This window comes from Streptomyces sp. NPDC058576 (assembly GCF_042718715.1).
In the GTDB taxonomy this organism is placed as follows: Bacteria; Actinomycetota; Actinomycetes; order Streptomycetales; family Streptomycetaceae; genus Streptomyces.
The window spans coordinates 209581-223786 of sequence record NZ_JBHXPF010000002.1 but is presented as its reverse complement, the minus strand read 5'-3'; the positions used below and the strand labels follow the sequence as shown (position 1 = coordinate 223786).

The window sequence follows — 14206 nt, the reverse complement described above, 5'->3', positions numbered from 1 at the left end:
GGTTACGTCGCCTGCACACCGGCCGGGAACCGCCGGTGAGGCTTCCCGGCGGCGGGCCCCGGACGTCGGCCGGTGACCACCGGGAACTCCCGGACAGCACATCGGCCGGTGATCGCGCGGGAACTTCCCGGCCGGGGCGGCCGACTACTGGAGAGACGCCGGGTGCGGATGGCCCTCCCGGTGACGCGAGCGGCGGCCGGTGAGACGGGACGGCCGCCGGGGTGACGGCCGCAGCACACCCACGGGGCCCCCGGGCCCGGGAGGAGACCGCGAGGCATGCACTGGTACGAGGACGAGGCGCTCTGGTCCGATTTCGCCCCGACGATGTTCCCGCCGGCACGGGCCGAGTCCGCCGCCGCCCTGGTCGCGTCCTCACCGCTGCTGGACTTCCCACCGGGCGCGAGAGTCCTGGACCTGTGCTGCGGGCCGGGGCTCTTCGTGGTGCCGCTGGCGGGCCGCGGGTACGAGGTGACGGGCGTCGACCTGTCCCCCACGATGCTGGAGAGCGCGCGTGCCGTCTGCGACGCGGCGGGCGCGAAGGTCCGGCTGGAGCGCGCCGACATGCTCACGTACCGGGACCCGGGCGCCTTCGACGTGGTCCTGAACGTCTTCACGTCGTTCGGCTACTTCGAGGAGGCCGAGGACAACCTCCAGGTGCTGCGCAACGCGTACGAGAGCCTCGCGCCGGGCGGGCAGCTCCTGGTGGACGTGATGGGCAAGGAGGTGCTGGCGGGCTGGATCGGGCGGCCCAAGGCGGTCGACCTGCCGGACGGCTCCTACGTCGTCCAGCGCGACACCGTCCTCGACAGCTGGCGGCGGCTGCGCACGGACTGGACACTGGTGCGCGGCGAGACGGCGCGCACCGCCTCCATCACCTCCTGGCTCTACTCCGCGGCCGAGCTGCACGCGCTCTTCGAGAGCGCCGGCTTCAGCAAGGTGGAGTGCTTCGGCGGGTTCGACGCGTCCGGCTACGACCAGCGCTCGGACCGGCTCATCGTGCGCGGGCGGCGCGCGTGAGGGCGAGTGCGGACGCCCGTCCGCGCGCCGCCGCCACGCCTGTCGCCACCGTGCACGAGCACATCACCGACGCGGTGAAGAGCCCGGACCTGATCCGGCTGACCGGCGACGTCGTCCTCGCCCGCTTCGAGACGATGAAGGTGTACGCGGCGCTCGGCGCGGTCCGCTCGCTGCTGCGCCGGGGCCGGGTGGTCCCCGGGCAGACCCTGGTCGACAGCTCCAGCGGGATCTACGCGCTGGCCCTCGCCATGGCCTGCCACCGCTACGGGCTGCGCTGCCACATCGTCGCCTCCACCACCGTGGACGCCACGATGCGGGCGCAGTTGGAGATCCTCGGCGCGACGGTCGACGCGATGCCGCCCTCGCAGAGCCTGCGCCTGGACCAGGAGCTGCGGGTGCGCCGTGTGCGCCGGCTGCTGGCCGAGCGGCCCGACTTCCACTGGATGCGGCAGTACCACGACGGGGTCCACCACGAGGGCTACCGGGAGTTCGCGGAGCTGCTGACCGAGGCGCTGCCGGAAGGGCCGCTGACCGTGGTCGGCGCGGTCGGCACGGGGGCGTCGACCGGTGGACTGGCGCGTGCGCTGCGGGAGTCGGGGCGCTCGGTACGGCTGGTGGGCATCCAGCCGTTCGGCAGTGTGACCTTCGGGAGCGAGCGGTTCGAGGACCCGGAGGCGATCATCGCGGGCATCGGCAGCTCGATCCCGTTCGGGAACGTCCGCCACGAGCTGTACGACACCGTTCACTGGCTGGACTTCCGCCATGCGATGGCCGGGGCGGTCGGACTGCTGCGGGAGCACGCGGTGTTCGCGGGCCTGTCCACCGGGGCGGCCCATCTGACCGCGTCCTGGGAGGCGGCCCGTGACCCCGGGCGGCTGCACCTGGTGCTGGGCGCCGACACCGGACACCGGTACGCGGAGCGGGTGTTCGCCCGGCATGCCGAGGCCCTGGACCCGGCCGGGCTGCGGCCCCGGACCATCACGTCGCCGGACGATCTGCGGCCGCCGTGGTCGGTGATGGAGTGGGCCGGGCGCGGCGCTCCACAGGCCGCCAGGACCACCGAGGGCGACCGGACCGCGGGGGCCGGAGCCGTCGAGGGCGATGTCCCCTCCCCCGTACCGACCGTGGAGCTGCTGCCATGACGATCGTCGCACTGGAGTCCCTGTCCTTTGGCCTGGGGCGGATGGCCCGGGCCGCCGCGGAGGCGGGGCACCGGCTGTGCCTGCTGACCGGTGACCGTTCGGTCTACCGGCACGAGCTGGCGGTCCTGCCGCCGGACGCGCTGGACGTCGTGGACGTCGACACCTGGGACCAGGAGGCCGTCCGCCGGGCGCTGGACGCCGTGCCGGACCTGGCCGGGCTGATCAACACGACGGACACCTGGAGCCTGCCGGCCGCCGAACTGGCCCGCGAACGGGGCCTCCCGGGGCCTGACCCGGAGGCCGTAACGCTGCTGCGGGACAAGCGCCGGGTCCGGGAGACGCTCCACGCGCACGGGCTGAGCCGGAGTACTTCCGTAGCCGTCCCGCCGGGTCCCGAAGGCGCCGGGGAGGTGCTGCGGGCAGTGGGGCTGCCCGCGGTCCTGAAGGACTCGGCGGGCACCTCCTCGCGGCACGTGTGGATCGCGCACGACGAGGAGGCCCTGCACCGGGCGCTGGCCGAGGCGGGCGAACAACGCCTGATGGGCGGGCTGTTCGCCGAGGCGTTCCTCGCCGGTCCGCTGTACAGCGCGGAGACCCTCAGCTGGGACGGGACCACCCGGCTGCTCGGGGTGCTGAGCCGCCAGACGTCCCGGGCCGCGGTGGTACGGGAGGAGGCGGCGGCGTTCCCGGTGGCGCTGCCGGAGGCCGAACGGGCCGGGGTCGAGGCGTGGGTGGGCCGGGTCCTGGCGGCGGCCGGGCACGAACGGGGCTTCGCCCACGTGGAGTTCATCCTGACGGCCGAGGGGCCCGAGCTGGTCGAGATCAACCGGAGGATCGGCGGCGCACTGGTCGGTGAGGTGCTGTGCCGCACGCTGCGGACCAACGTCTACACGGCGATGACGGACGAGGCGCTGGGCCGCCGCCCGGCGCTGCTGGACGCCCCGCTCGATGGCGAAGGGCCCGCTTACGGCTTCGTGCTGGTGTACGCGGAGCGGCCCGGGACGCTGAAGGGCTGGCTCGGGCTCGACGAACTCGTGGCGTTTCCCGGGGCGGTGGAGTGGTTCCCGGTGCGCGAGCCCGGCGAGAGCGTGGTCCACGTCGGCGACCAGCGGGGCTGCACGGGCATGGTGCTGGCCGAGGGGCACACGGCGGAGCTGGCCCAGCACCGGGCGTGGAGCGCGGCCGTCCGGGTCCGCCCGGTCGTCGCGGCCGGCACGGCGTGAGCCCGGGAAGATGAGCCACCGGCGGCCGGGCGGGGCGCCGGAGGCGGACCGTGGGCGCGCGGTCCGGCCGCCGTTCACCGGCCCCCAGCGGTTCCTGCTGGCGGGCTCGTTCCTGATCACGCTGGGCAGCTTCGCCGTGCTGCCCTACATGTCGGTGCTGCTGCACCAGCGGCTCGGCCTCGGACTCGGCACGGTCGGCTTCGTACTGGCCGTGGCCTCGCTGATCCAGTTCGCCGGGGGCATGGTCGCGGGGCCGGTGACCGGGCGGATCGGGCTGCGGCGCGCGATGCTGCTGGCGCTGGCGCTGCGCACGGCGGGGTTCGCCGCGTTCGTCCCCGGGCTGAACAGTCCGGTCCTGGCGGTCGGGGCGCTGCTGCTGGTGTCGGCGGGCGCGGCGCTGTACCTCCCGGCGAACAAGGCGTACCTGGTGGACGGCGTGTCCGAGGCCGCCCGCCCCCGGCTGCTGTCGGCGAGCGGTTCGGCGTTCAACGCGGGGATGGCGCTGGGCCCTCCGGCCGCCGCGCCCCTCGTCATGGGCTCGCCCGGGGTGCTGTTCTCCTGCGTCACCGTGCTGTTCGCGCTCGTCGGGGCCGGGCACGCGCTGTTGCCGCCGGGTGCTGCGGACCGGGGCGACGACGCACCCGCCGCCCCGGTCCGGGATTCCGGCACGCCGCGCCCGGGGCCCTCGCCGTTCGTGGTGACCGTGCTCAGCGTGTACGCGTTCATGTTCTTCCAGCACTATCTGGCGCTGTACGCGGTTCCCCGCACGTCGGCGGCCTTCTACGGGGCCGTCCTGACGGGGTACGCGGCCCTCCTCGTCGTCGCCCAGCCGTTGCTGGCACAACGGGTCGCCGCACTGAGCTACCCGGCCGCGCTGCGGTGGGGCTTCGGTGCGATGGCGGCGGGCATGGCGGCGATCGGCGCCGGGGGGTACGCGGGGATCGCGGTGGGCGGGGCGCTGCTGTGTCTCGGGGAGATCGTGCTCTTCCTCAAGAACGACCTGGAGGCGCTGGCCCGTTCGTCGGCCGCCCCGGCGGGCGTGTTCGGGCGGCAACGACTGGCGGCGGGCATCGGCGCCTTCGCCAGCGGTGTGGTGGGCGGGCAGTTGTACGGGGCGGCGGAGTCGGCGGGCTCTCCACGGGCGTTCTGGGCGGCGGTCTGCCTCCAGTGCCTGCTGCTGCCGGTGTTCCTGCTCCGCCGCCGTACCGCCCGGGAACCCGAGGGATCCCGGGCGGACGCCGACTAGGCGGCGTCGGGTGCGGGTTCGGCCGGTTCCGCGCGCCACTGCCCGGCGAGTTCGCGGCGGGCGCGTGCCACGCGGGATCGGACCGTGCCGATCGGGCAGCCGGCGGCGGCCGCGGCCTCCTCGTAGGACGCGCCCAGCAGTTGAGTCAGGACGAAGGCCTGGCGGCGAGCGGGGTCCAGCCTGCGCAGGGCGTCCAGCACCGCGGCGGACTCCTCGAATCCGGGCAGGTGACGGGGCTGGGCGCGTTCCGCGGCGGTCTGCCAGTCCGCGGTGTCGGCGGTCCGGGGGCGGACGGCAGCGGCCCGGTGCCGGTCGATGACGACGCGCCGCGCGATCGACATGAGCCAGGTCCGGGCGCAGGAACGCCCGGCGAACCGGGCCAGTCCGCTCATCGCCCGCAGATAGGTCTCCTGGGCCAGGTCGTCGGCCCCCGGGGCGTCGGAGCTGAGGTAGGCGACGAAGCGGCGGACGTCCTCGTAGGTGGCCCGCACGAAGCGGTCGGCGGCCTCCCGGTCACCGCCGCCCGCGGCCAGCGCCCAGTCGGTGATCTGCCCGTCGTTCTGCCGGGCGGCCGGGACCCGTGGGCGGGGCGGACGGGTGGCGGAGACCCGGATGACCGGCGGCCGGGAGGCGGGCGCCCGGACGGACGAGGCGGCGGTGCCTGGGGCGGTCGGTGGCGCGGCGACGGCGCGGTGTGCGGGAGTTGGTTGTGCGGGGGCCGGTCGTGCGGAGGCCGGTCGCGCCGCAACCGGCAGCACGGCCGCCAGTGGTCCGGCCGCCTGCCGCGGTGTCGCCGGCCGCGGTGTCGCCTGTCGCGGTGTCGCCGGTAGTGCGGGAGCAGGAAGTGTCACAGCAGTCCTTCGCGTCCTTGCGGAGCCGGGCAGCGGTCGCCCGGCTCCGGTCACCGGTCCCGGGCGCCGCCGATGGCGGGCGACCCGGAGAGCCGGCATGCCTGTCACGGGTGTGCGCGGGGCGCACACCCGTACCGCCACCGGCGCACGGAGGCCGGGAGGGCGGATGGAGGTCAGAGGAAGCGGAGGGAGAACGGCGGCCCGCGCCGGGAGATGGCATGCCGGGCCAGCAGGTCCTGTGGGCGACGCCCGGGCCGACGGCGGGTGCGTCGCCGGGCGGACGGTGCAGGGGCGGCCGGCGTCGCGGCCCACAGGCGCCGGGCCGTCCGCAGCGGGGCGCGGACGAACAGCACCAGGGAGCGGCCCAGCCGGGCGAGAGCGACCTCGCCGCGCCACAGCCACCAGCCGCAGACAAGTCCGGCCAGCGCGTGGGCGGCGGCCATGCCGAGGGTGAACACCGTGCCGTCGAAGGCGGCCAGAAGTCCCATCAGGTCCGACGAGCCGCCGAGCGGGACGTCGTGCGCGGTGTGTTCCATCGCGCCCGACGACGCACGGTGCCCGCCGCCCGAGTGGTGCGCGCCGAAGCCGGACGGCAGCCAGGACCCGGCGCCGGCGAAGAAGGCATGGAGCCCCAACTGGCCGAGGACATGGGCGGCGACGGTCACCGGAGCGCTCCGCTCCCGCGCGGCGAGCCACCACCCCGCCCCGCACACCGGCACCAGCGCGGCGGCCTGGACGAGCAGGGGCAGGGGCGCGCCGGACATCAGCGCGTGGCCGAGTCCGGACACGGCGACGCAGACCACCGCGAACAGTGCGGTGCGCCCGAGTCGGAGTGCGGTTCCGGCTCCCATGGCAGCCATCGTGCCAGCCTCCCCCACCCCGGAGAGAAGAGCACCAGATGCCGAAACAACGGGAGTTCACCTCGTTTGCCCCACCGGCACCACAGTGTGATTCACATCACAGAGACATGTCGGGAACTTTCCCCTTCCCTCGTCCGACTGCTCCAACAACGCGTCTGCGTAAGCCTCGTGGCCCGAGGCCGCCGCAACCGCCTCCGCCAGCGATCAACCCGCTCCCCCGCCCCGAAGAGGCCGCATGACGAATCTGCCCCCCGCCCCCGAACCGGCAGCGGCCGCCGAGACGCCCGGAAGCGCCGCACCGGCCACCGACGCCGGATCCGAAGCCGCGGTCACGGCGACGGCCACGGCCGAAGGCGGCGCCGTACCCGACAACGGTCCGGTGCCCGGCCCCAGAGGGCCGGGAGAGCCGAGACGCCCGACGCTCCGCTCCGACGTGCGGGCCTCGTGGCCCGACGGCCTGGTGGCGCTCCTCATCACCGCGGCGATCTTCGTCCTGCTCTACATACGCATCCGCAACAAGACCTCCTCCACGGTCACCGTGATGCCGTTCATGGCGGACGCGGGCGGCTTCTGGATGTACTTCCTCAGCCAGGCGTTCGGCTGGTCCGCCCTGCTGTGGGCCTGGGGAACCGTCATCCTCGGGCTGATGCTGTCCGGACCGCGGCCGGGCCGCCTGCCCCTGTCGGGCCCCCGGCTGGAACGCCTGCACCGCACCACGAGCCTCAACACCATCGCCCTGATCGCGGCCCACGCCCTGCTCTTCGCGGCCGAGTTGGTCCGGCACGACACGGCGGCCTGGAACTCCGCGGTCGCCACCGCCTTCGTGGAGGCTTTCGTCCCCGGCGGCTACGACTCCGGGACCGGGCAGATCGCCATGCCCATCGGCCAGGCGGCCCTGTACCTCGCGATCCCGCTGGGCCTGCTCTTCTACGTACGCCACCGCATCGGCCCCAAGACCTGGCGGATCCTGCACCGCTGCGTGATCGTCGTCTACGTCCTGAGCGTCTGGCACACCCTGCTGTACGGGACCAACGTCTGGTACGACGGCTGGTTCCGCACCAGTGTCTGGCTGCTCCAGCTCCCGATCGCCGCGCTGCTGCTCCTGCGTCTGATGCGGCCCGCCCGCCGCTCCGAGAAGCTGCCCGGCAGGCCCGGTGCGACCGCCGGGGCCCGCACGGGGTGGGCACTGCGGCTGGGCGGGCGGCTCGCGGTGGCGGCGATCGTGGTGGCCCTGGTCGCCGTCGTGGCCAGCGGCAGCGACGGCGGCCGCAGCGAACCCCCGGAGGACACCTCCTCCACCCACAACCACGACTGACACGACCGAGGGGGCCGTGCTCCCGGCGCCGGTGAGAGCCGTCCACCACCGAGGGAGAGCCGTCGGCCCGGCGACGTACGCTCGGAGGCATGACCACCAACGATCTTCCCGTGATCGCCGCCGTCGACGGCTCCACGCACAGTCGGCAGGCGCTCGACTGGGCCACCCGCGAAGCCGTGCGGCGCGGACTGCCGCTGCTGATCGTCCACGTCCGCCCGCTCACCCGGCAGGTCGACGAGGAGACCGGGCGGCGCGAGGCGGAGACGCTTCTGGCCGAGTCCGTACGCCGGAGCGGGCTCATCGCTCCGGAGCTGCGGCCCTCGACGCTGGCCCCGCTGGACTTCCCGTCGGCGGCCCTCGTCTCACTGGGCCGGGACGCGTCGATGATCGTGGTCGGATCGCGCGGACTGGGCGGTTTCCGCTCGCTGATGATCGGTTCCAACAGCCTCGCCACGGCGTCGATGGCGAGCTGTCCCGTCGTCGTCGTGCAGGACGACCGCCCGGAGGGGGACGACGACCGGGGCGCGGACGCGGCGGCCTTCACCGACATCGTGGCGGGGGTGGCCGCCGACGAGAGCAGCGAGGCGGTCCTGGAGTTCGCGTTCGCCACCGCGGCCTCCCGGCCGGGCGCCCGGCTGCGGATCGTCCACGGCTGGACGATGTTCTCCTCGATGCTCGCGGGCGGCCCGGTCCTGGACCGGCAGGAGGCTGCGGGCTCGGCCGCCCGGACCCTGGCCGAGCTGACGTCGGGCTGGCACGAGAAGTACCCGCAGGTGGAGATCGTCCGGGAGCCGGTCAACGGTTCCGCCTCGCGCACCCTGGTGACCGCGTCGGCGACGGCGGCCCTGACGGTGATCGGCCGCCGCAGGGGCGGCGAGTCGCTCGGGCTCGGGCTGTCCCCGGTGGCGCAGACGGCGGTCACGCACGCCTTGGGGCCGGTCGCCGTCGTGCCCTGCTGAGGCCGCCGCCCGCGCGCCCCGTCGCGTCGCCCCACGCGTCCGGTCGGCGCAGGCCTCTTGGCCTGGCGGGCGGCTTGACCGAGACTTGACCGATGACACAGCGTGTGGCGCTCGCGACCGTGCTGGACCGGCTTGCCATCGATGCGGTGATCACCGGGTACGCGGTGGCCGTCGACGACGGGGCCTGGTCGGACTACGGCGCCCTGTTCACCCCGGACGGCCGCGCGGACTACCGGGGCGCGGGCGGTGTGGAGGGCCCGGCCGCCGAGATCGCCCGGTGGCTGGAGGAGACGATGCGCCTCTTCCCCGTACGTCAGCACCTGATCGTCAACCGCCGGATCGACCTGGAGGACCTGGGCGGCTATACGGGCGACCGGGCCGAGGTGCGGGCCGACTACCTCAACCCGATGGGCCTGGCCCGGAAGGCGGCGAGCGGCTCGGGCGGCGCCCCGGGGCAGGCGGATTCCGGGCAGCCCGGCGGCGCCACACCCGACTTCGTGACCGGCGGCCGCTACACCTTCGAGCTTCGGCGCGCCGAGGCGGGCTGGCTGATCCACACGGTCACCGTCCACGAGAAGTGGCGCCGGACGCCGGACGCGTAGGCCCCGGGCGCGCAGGCCCGTGGGCCCCTGACGCGCACGTCCCCGAGGCCGGGCGCGCGGGGCCTGTCGTCGCACCGCCGTCGCCGCCCGCGGGGGCGCCCGGGTCCGTCCGCCGTGCCCCGCTCGGCCCGCGCCCTGTGTCCGGCGGGGATCACCTCCCCCACACTGGGTACCCAGGGGTTGACGCGGTGACGGCGACCGCCCGCCCGCGCACGACCGAGGAGGGCACGGCATGCGAATCCCGGGCGGGCGTCTCCCGGCCGGCCGGAACACGGCCGACGTCTCCGGAGGCAGCGCGTCCGGGGACAGCGCCGCCGGGGGCGGCTCCTTCGGCGGGGGCGGCTCCTTCGGCGGGGGCGGCTCCTCCGGCGGGGGCGGCTCCTCCGGCGGGGGCCCGGCGGCAGGCGGCCGGGGCTCCGTCGGCGCCGGGCCGCTCTCGTCCCCCTGGTTCCGGGGCGCGGCGGCACTGCTCGCCGGGGCGCTGCCCGCGCTCTCCTTCCCGGCGCCCGGACTCTGGTGGTTCGCCTATGGGGCGCTGGTCCCCTGGCTGCTGCTGATCCGCGCCGCACCCTCGCCCCGCCGGGCGGCGCTCGACGGCTGGATCGGCGGGATCGGGTTCGTCATCGCCGTGCATCACTGGCTGATGCCGAGCCTCCATGTCTTCATCGTGCTGCTGGCCGCCCTGCTCGGGCTGCTCTGGGCCCCCTGGGGGCTACTGGTGTCCCGGCTGCTCGGCGGGGCGCCTTCCGCGCCGCGTGCCGTGGCCGCCGTGGTCGTCGTGCCTTCCGGGTGGCTGATGATCGAACTGGTCCGGTCCTGGGAGGGGCTCGGCGGGCCCTGGGGACTCCTCGGCGCGAGTCAGTGGGAGGTCGCCCCGGCCCTGCGGGTCGCCTCGGTGGGCGGGGTGTGGCTGGTGAGCCTTCTGGTGCTCGCGGTGAACACGGGCGTGGCCCTGCTGTTCGCCGACCGCCGGGCCCGGACGACCGCCGGGGTCCTGCTGGTGGTGTGCGCCCTGTCCGTCACGGCGATGTGGGCCTGGGCGCCCCGGCCCGAGAGCGCGGGCACGGTTAGGATCGCCGTCGTGCAGCCGGGTGTCGTGGAGGGGCCGGGGAGTGTCGCGCGCCGCCTGGACCGGGGCGAGGAGCTGACCCGTTCGCTGGCGGGCCGGGGCGTGGATTTGGTGGTGTGGGGCGAGAGCAGCATCGGGGCGGGTGCGTGGCAGCGCCCGGAGACCGCGAGGCGGCTGGCGGAGCTGTCCCGGCGGGTCGGCGCGGATCTGCTGGTCAATGTGGACGCCCGGCAGACGGACGGCTCGGGGCGGTCCGGGATCTTCAAGTCGGCGGTGCTCGTCGGCCCGGGCGGGCCGACCGGGGACCGCTACGACAAGATGCGGCTGGTCCCGTTCGGCGAGTACGTCCCGGCCCGCTCCCTGCTGGGGTGGGCGACCTCGGTGGGCAAGGCGGCGGGCGAGGACCGGCTGCGCGGCGACCGCCAGGTGGTGATGACCCTGCCGGACGGGGCGCGGGGGCTGCGGATCGGCCCGCTGGTCTGCTTCGAGACGGCGTTCCCCGACATGAGCCGCCGGCTGGTGCGCGACGGCGCGCAGGTGCTCGTCGCGCAGTCCGCCACCTCGACGTTCCAGGACAGCTGGGCCCCGGCCCAGCACGCGTCGCTGGGGGCGCTGCGGGCCGCCGAGAACGGCCGCCCCATGGTCCACTCCACGCTCACCGGAATCAGCGCGGCGTACGGCCCCCGGGGCGAGCGGGTGGGCCGCCCGCTGGGCACGGACGCGAGCGCGGGTGAGGTGTTCGACCTGCCGCTGGCGCGCGGGGAGACGCTTTACGGCCGGTTCGGCGACTGGCCGGTGTACGGGGCGTTCGCGGCGCTGGCCGCGCTGTGCGCCGTCGAGGGGCTGCGGGCCTTCAGGAGGCCTGCTCCAGGGCCTCCCGGACCACCCGCTCGCACAGCTCATGGGTCGCCAGGGCGTCCCGGGCACTGAGCGTCTCGCCCCGCCGCACGGCGTCGAGGAAGGCGTGCACACAGGCCTCGATGCCACGCTGCCGGGCCACGGGGACCCAGTCGCCGCGCCGCCGCACACTGGGTTGGCCCTTGTGGTCGATGACGTCCGCGAGGTTGAGGACCTGTCGTTTGGTGTCCTGGCCGGAGACTTCGAGGATCTCCTCGGTCGACCCGTTCAGCCGGTTCATCATGCCGATCGCGGTGAATCCGTCGCCGGACAGCTGGAGCACCACGTGGTGCAGGAGGCCGTCCACGAGCCGGGCCCGCACGGTGGTGTGGTCGACGGTGCCCGGGGCCAGGAAGCGCAGGGTGTCGACGACGTGGATGAAGTCGTCGAGGATCATCGTCCGGGGGTCCTCGGGCAGTCCGACCCGGTTCTTCTGCATGAGGATCAGCTCGCGCGGGTGCTCCGCGCACTGCGCGTAGCCGGGGGCGAAGCGGCGGTTGAAGCCGACGGCGAGGCTGACGCCGCGTTCCTCGGCGAGGTTCACCAGCCGCTCGGACTCGGCGTACGCGTAGGCGATCGGCTTGTCGACATAGGTGGCGACGCCGGCGTCGAGGAGGCGCTCCACGATCTGCGGGTGCACGGCGGTCGGGGCGTGCACGAACGCCGCGTCCAGCCCTTCGGCGAGGAGGGAGTCAAGGGTCGTGTGACGGCCGCCGGCCGGAATGCGGTGGGCGTCGCCGACTGCGTGGAGCGTGGCGGGGGTGCGGGTCTGCAGGTGCGGTTCGACCCCCGGTACGGCGGTGAGCACCGGCAGATACGCCTTCTGTGCGATATCGCCGAGCCCGATGCAACCGATCTTCACGAGGTCTCCCTGTCGCCGTGCCGCGCCGCCGTGCGCGGCTGTGCGCGCCCCGGCAGCATACGTCGCCGCCACCGGCGGCCCATGCTCCGGTTCCGCTCACAAAACCCCTGGCCAGGGACATGATCATGGCTGAGGATGGCCGCCGTGACTCCTTCCGGGAACCTGGTGCGCTCCGAGCCCGCCCTCGACGCCGCCGAACGCCCCGTGCCGGAGGTCTGCACCTGATGGGGCGCCCGGTTCGGTGCGCGCCGCTGACCGGGTCACTCGTGCGGGCCATTCCCTGCCCACCGGGCCCCCGAGGCCCCGGCCGCACCGCAGAGTTACCCGGGTGCAGAGAACCAGAATCACCGCGAAACTCCTGGTCGGGTTAGCGGTCACGACCGTCTCCGGCTGCGTGTCGGTGGAGCCCGGGGCCGTTCCCCCACCGCGACCGGGGGCCACTGGGCCGGTCCAGGACGTGGCCCCGCAGATCGTGCAGCCGCCCGCCCGTGAGGCGCTGGAGGTCGTGCCGGATCCGAGCCCGCCGACCGCCCGGCCGCCCTCCCCCGAGCCTCCGGCGGAGGCCCGGCGCACCGGACCGGCGGGGGCCGCCCGTCCACAGGAGCGCGCGGACCCGCCGGCGCCGCGGAAGCCTCGCCGGGTCCCGGATGTCCCGTCCGTCACCGTGCCCGCCGTGCCGCGCGTCCCCGGCGGCGGGACGGACGTCTGCGCGCTCGGCCGGGGGTACGGCGGCTGGCCCGCGGGAAGCCGGGCGGCCCGCATCTGTTCGGAGACGTACGGCCGCTGACGCGGAAGCCCGCAGGATCCCTACGGGCGTCACTGCTCCCGCATGCGGAGCTCCAGGCGGTCGATGGCGGCGCGGACCCCGCCGCCGTACCCGTCGTCCGCGAGCGACTCGGCCGCGGCGCGGGCCCGCTGGAGGTGGATGCGGGCCGAGTCGGGGCGCTGGAGCTTGAGGTAGTCCGCCGCGAGGTTGAGGTGAAGCGAGGGGTAGAACGCCCGGACGGCCGGGGTGTCCCGGTGTTCCGCCGCCGGCCCGCCGCCCGGCTGCCCGGCCGCCCTCGGCCCCTCCGCGGCACCCTGCCCCTCGGCGGTTCTCAGCCCCTCGGCGGCCGTCAGAGCCCGCAGGTCCCAGGCCAGCTCGTCGCCGGGGTCGTCCTGGGTGTCGGCCATGTAGTGCGCCAGGGTGCAGCGGTGCAGGGCGTCGCCGTCCGCTCCGAGCTCCGACCAGAGCGCGCCGAAGCGGTTGCGTGCCTCCTCGCGGTCACCTCCGTGGAGCAGCATGATCGCCTGGCCGATCCTGGTCATGACGGCGTCGTCGGACGCATCCTGCTGCTCCACCACTGCGGTCTCCTCGTCGCCCGTCCAGCCGGTTGCCCGTCCGTCCGACGCTAACGCCGGGCTTCCGGATAACCGGTCAGACACGGGCTCGGAGGGTGTCCCGCCGAGAAGCCCGTCAGCCGAGGTCGGGGATCCGCCAGTCGATCGACTGGTGCCCCTGGGCGGCCACGGCCTCGTTGATCTGTGTGAAGGGGCGGGAGCCGAAGAACTTCTTGGCGGACAGCGGCGAGGGGTGCGCGCCCTTCACCACCACATGGCGCTCCTCGTCGATCAGGGGCAGCTTCTTCTGGGCGTAGTTGCCCCAGAGCACGAAGACCGCCGGGTCGGGCCGGTCGGCGACGGCCCGGATCACGGCGTCGGTGATCTTCTCCCAGCCCTTGTTCTTGTGGGAGTTGGCCTCGCCACCGCGGACGGTGAGCACGGCGTTGAGCAGGAGGACGCCCTGCTCGGCCCAGGGCATCAGACAGCCGTTGTCCGGAACGGGCAGGCCGAGCTCCTGCTGCATCTCCTTGTAGATGTTGCGCAGGGACGGCGGTGTCCTGACGCCCGGGCGCACGGAGAAGCAGAGCCCGTGTCCCTGGCCCTCCCCGTGATACGGGTCCTGGCCGAGGACGAGGACCTTCACCTGGTCGTACGGCGTGGCGTCCAGAGCGGCGAAGACCTGCTCGCGCGGCGGATACACCGGGCCCCTGGCCCGCTCCTCCTCGACGAAGTCCGCCAGCTCCTTGACGTACGGCTTCTGCAGTTCTTCGCCGAGGACGCCGCGCCAGGACTCGGGCAGCAGGTCGATATCGGTCACGTCCACAACCTCCGGTGAGCAAC

At 74.6% G+C, this 14206-nt stretch carries 14 protein-coding genes; 9 read left to right on the top strand and 5 right to left on the bottom strand.

Going from position 1 to position 14206, the window contains the following annotated elements:
• Positions 1 to 276 precede the first annotated feature (276 nt).
• The 4 genes from ACFWRV_RS02565 to ACFWRV_RS02550 are packed head-to-tail and all read left to right on the top strand — an operon-like array spanning position 277 to position 4628.
• Positions 277 to 1017, top strand: a complete 741-nt coding sequence (locus tag ACFWRV_RS02565) for a class I SAM-dependent methyltransferase (protein ID WP_384327079.1) — start codon at positions 277 to 279, stop codon at positions 1015 to 1017.
• Positions 1014 to 2159: a pyridoxal-phosphate dependent enzyme gene (locus tag ACFWRV_RS02560; protein WP_384327078.1), complete on the top strand. Its 1146-nt coding sequence runs from the start codon at positions 1014 to 1016 to the stop codon at positions 2157 to 2159. Before ACFWRV_RS02565 ends, ACFWRV_RS02560 begins: the two co-directional genes overlap by 4 nt.
• Positions 2156 to 3382 (top strand): ATP-grasp domain-containing protein, encoded by a 1227-nt coding sequence (locus tag ACFWRV_RS02555; protein WP_384327076.1) that lies wholly within the window; start codon positions 2156 to 2158, stop codon positions 3380 to 3382. The genes ACFWRV_RS02560 and ACFWRV_RS02555 overlap by 4 nt, the downstream gene beginning before the upstream one ends.
• Positions 3383 to 3392: 10 nt before the next feature.
• A complete protein-coding gene (locus ACFWRV_RS02550) occupies positions 3393 to 4628 on the top strand; it encodes an MFS transporter (protein ID WP_384327074.1) in 1236 nt (411 codons plus the stop codon).
• On the opposite strand, the gene ACFWRV_RS02545 is transcribed toward ACFWRV_RS02550, so the two are convergent.
• Together ACFWRV_RS02545 and ACFWRV_RS02540 are read right to left on the bottom strand one after the other, a co-directional pair.
• Positions 4625 to 5242: a sigma-70 family RNA polymerase sigma factor gene (locus ACFWRV_RS02545; protein WP_384327267.1), complete on the bottom strand. Its 618-nt coding sequence runs from the start codon at positions 5240 to 5242 to the stop codon at positions 4625 to 4627. The two genes, ACFWRV_RS02550 and ACFWRV_RS02545, sit on opposite strands and share 4 nt — an antisense overlap.
• A gap of 410 nt (positions 5243 to 5652) precedes the next feature.
• Positions 5653 to 6330 carry a hypothetical protein gene (locus ACFWRV_RS02540; protein ID WP_384327073.1) on the bottom strand — a complete coding sequence of 226 codons (678 nt, stop codon included), beginning with the start codon at positions 6328 to 6330 and terminating at the stop codon, positions 5653 to 5655.
• A gap of 244 nt (positions 6331 to 6574) precedes the next feature.
• Between ACFWRV_RS02540 and ACFWRV_RS02535 the strand changes: the two genes are divergently transcribed.
• The 4 genes from ACFWRV_RS02535 to lnt all read left to right on the top strand — a co-directional run bounded on the left by ACFWRV_RS02535 (position 6575) and on the right by lnt (position 11214).
• Complete coding sequence (locus tag ACFWRV_RS02535; protein WP_384327071.1) at positions 6575 to 7654, top strand: ferric reductase-like transmembrane domain-containing protein; 1080 nt, start codon at positions 6575 to 6577, stop codon at positions 7652 to 7654.
• An 89-nt stretch (positions 7655 to 7743) separates the two neighbouring features.
• The gene (locus ACFWRV_RS02530; protein ID WP_384327069.1) at positions 7744 to 8613 is read left to right on the top strand and encodes a universal stress protein; all 870 of its coding nucleotides are present in this window, start codon (positions 7744 to 7746) and stop codon (positions 8611 to 8613) included.
• A 92-nt stretch (positions 8614 to 8705) separates the two neighbouring features.
• On the top strand, positions 8706 to 9215 hold the full coding sequence (locus tag ACFWRV_RS02525) for a nuclear transport factor 2 family protein (protein WP_384327067.1): 510 nt from the start codon (positions 8706 to 8708) through the stop codon (positions 9213 to 9215).
• Positions 9216 to 9447: 232 nt separating this feature from the next.
• Positions 9448 to 11214: an apolipoprotein N-acyltransferase gene (lnt, locus tag ACFWRV_RS02520; RefSeq protein WP_384327065.1), complete on the top strand. Its 1767-nt coding sequence runs from the start codon at positions 9448 to 9450 to the stop codon at positions 11212 to 11214.
• Here lnt and ACFWRV_RS02515 read toward each other — a convergent pair.
• Positions 11138 to 12043 carry a Gfo/Idh/MocA family protein gene (locus tag ACFWRV_RS02515; protein WP_384327063.1) on the bottom strand — a complete coding sequence of 302 codons (906 nt, stop codon included), beginning with the start codon at positions 12041 to 12043 and terminating at the stop codon, positions 11138 to 11140. The two genes, lnt and ACFWRV_RS02515, sit on opposite strands and share 77 nt — an antisense overlap.
• A 328-nt stretch (positions 12044 to 12371) precedes the next feature.
• Between ACFWRV_RS02515 and ACFWRV_RS02510 the strand changes: the two genes are divergently transcribed.
• A complete protein-coding gene (locus ACFWRV_RS02510) occupies positions 12372 to 12830 on the top strand; it encodes a hypothetical protein (RefSeq protein ID WP_384327062.1) in 459 nt (152 codons plus the stop codon).
• 29 nt (positions 12831 to 12859) lie between these two features.
• Here the strand turns inward: ACFWRV_RS02510 and ACFWRV_RS02505 are convergent, their stop codons facing one another.
• Entirely contained in the window at positions 12860 to 13387 is a 528-nt protein-coding gene (locus tag ACFWRV_RS02505) for a hypothetical protein (RefSeq protein ID WP_384327060.1), read from the bottom strand.
• A gap of 112 nt (positions 13388 to 13499) precedes the next feature.
• The gene (locus ACFWRV_RS02500) at positions 13500 to 14183 is read right to left on the bottom strand and encodes a uracil-DNA glycosylase (RefSeq protein ID WP_384327058.1); all 684 of its coding nucleotides are present in this window, start codon (positions 14181 to 14183) and stop codon (positions 13500 to 13502) included.
• Positions 14184 to 14206: the final 23 nt, after the last annotated feature.

Bases quoted from the DNA above. Each gene is read 5' to 3' on its own strand.
- ACFWRV_RS02525 (WP_384327067.1), top strand. From the start codon at position 8,706: ATGACACAGCGTGTGGCGCTCGCGACCGTGCTGGACCGGCTTGCCATC.
- ACFWRV_RS02555 (WP_384327076.1), top strand. From the start codon at position 2,156: ATGACGATCGTCGCACTGGAGTCCCTGTCCTTTGGCCTGGGGCGGATG.
- ACFWRV_RS02535 (WP_384327071.1), top strand. From the start codon at position 6,575: ATGACGAATCTGCCCCCCGCCCCCGAACCGGCAGCGGCCGCCGAGACG.
- ACFWRV_RS02540 (WP_384327073.1), bottom strand. From the start codon at position 6,330: ATGGGAGCCGGAACCGCACTCCGACTCGGGCGCACCGCACTGTTCGCG.
- ACFWRV_RS02550 (WP_384327074.1), top strand. From the start codon at position 3,393: ATGAGCCACCGGCGGCCGGGCGGGGCGCCGGAGGCGGACCGTGGGCGC.
- lnt (WP_384327065.1), top strand. From the start codon at position 9,448: ATGCGAATCCCGGGCGGGCGTCTCCCGGCCGGCCGGAACACGGCCGAC.
- ACFWRV_RS02565 (WP_384327079.1), top strand. From the start codon at position 277: ATGCACTGGTACGAGGACGAGGCGCTCTGGTCCGATTTCGCCCCGACG.
- ACFWRV_RS02530 (WP_384327069.1), top strand. From the start codon at position 7,744: ATGACCACCAACGATCTTCCCGTGATCGCCGCCGTCGACGGCTCCACG.